This is a genomic window from Microcoleus sp. MON2_D5 (assembly GCF_036701905.1).
GTDB lineage: Bacteria > Cyanobacteriota > Cyanobacteriia > Cyanobacteriales > Microcoleaceae > Microcoleus.
This window is the reverse complement of record NZ_JAUBRM010000226.1, coordinates 1-1,449: the sequence shown is the minus strand read 5'-3', so window position 1 is coordinate 1,449 and position 1,449 is coordinate 1. Positions and strand designations below refer to the sequence as shown.

Below are 1,449 nucleotides of genomic sequence, written 5' to 3'. Positions count from 1 at the left end.
AATTTAGATGCGTTCCATCAGCGGACAATTTTAAAGCATTCCGTCAGAAGGTAAAACACATCGTCAACAACTCGAATCATGGTGCCACGTTCAAGGCTGAAAAATTAGCCCCTGTGGTTAGAGGCTGGAGAAATTACCACCGTTACTGTAAATTGGATGGTTCACGCTTTTCACTGAGTTCCATCCGAAATAGAACTTTCAAGGTATTCAATAAGGAAGCAAAACAGAATCGCTATACTGTCAAGGAATTGATGGGAAAAGCGTTCCCGGCGGTTCCTTACTCCGAAAACAAATTTGTCAATGTCAAAGGAGAGAAATCTCCCTACGACGGAGATATAGCCTACTGGAGTGAGCGCAACAGCAAGCTCTATAACGGCGAAACCTCTAAAGCTTTAAAACGGCAAAACCATAAATGTGGGAAATGTGGTCTAAAAATGCTAGGCGATGAAAAGGTACATCTACATCATGTAGACAGTAACCATAGTAATTGGAAAATAAACAACCTTCTAGCGGTTCACGAAAGCTGCCACGATTATCTCCACACGAGCAAAGGCGCAAGCCAAGAACATCGGGAGCTGGGTGCGGGGAAACTCGCACGCCCAGATCTAACTGAGAGGGGCGGGGAATAATATCCCCCCTCGACTCAAACCAAAATAAAGTTCCCACCAAAACCAGCAAAAATTCTAGCACTCCGCCGTCGAAGGGATTCAAGCCCAACATTAAGCAATCGAAAATTGAGGGGGTAAAAAGAGCCGGGAGCGTAGGAAGAGCAGGAGGGGGAAGAGAACTACATCGTGATCCCGACCAAACAATCATCGCGCAACTCAAAAATTGTCCCCAGTGTGGAGAGAAAGTCACCACTGCTGCCCAAAAATTGCAGTCCGTCAACGAAAAAATCGAACTACCCCCAATTCGCCCCATCATCACCCGAATCGAATGTTATGGTGGTCAGTGTGCCTGCTGTGAGGCTGAGTATGTTGCACCTGTACCATTGGGAATGGAACCAGGTTCAGCGTTTGGCAGTTCTATTCAAAGCTTAGTTACATATCTGCGTTACACTCATGCCATCAGCTACGAACGGCTATCGTTGATATTTGGCTCGGTCTTTGGACTAAAGATATCAGAAGGTGCCCTCGCCAACTTGCTGGGGAACGTCAAAACCAGTTTAGAGGATCAAGTAAGTCAAATACTACAACGGTTGCAGCGGGCAAAATTAATTTGTTCAGATGAAACGAGTGCGAGAGTTAACGGACAAAATCAGTGGGAGTGGGTGTTTCAGAACCAAGATGTTTGCTTACACGTCATCCGCCCCAGCCGAGCTCGTGGAGTAATGTACGAAGTTCTAGGAGAACATCGTCCCGATATTTGGGTATCAGACTTATTTAGCGCTCAAAAAAATCACCCCGCACCACAATGGCAAGTGTGTTTGGCTCATCAACTGCGCGATTG

The 1,449-nt window shown here is 46.2% G+C and carries 2 protein-coding genes; both read left to right on the top strand.

The features are described from left to right. Positions 1–629: group II intron maturase-specific domain-containing protein (locus tag QUA47_RS30840; protein ID WP_333433631.1), on the top strand; the 629-nt coding region annotated here is incomplete at its 5' end. Positions 630–874: 245 nt separating this feature from the next. After that, positions 875–1,449: IS66 family transposase (locus QUA47_RS30835; protein WP_333433630.1), on the top strand; the 575-nt coding region annotated here is incomplete at its 3' end.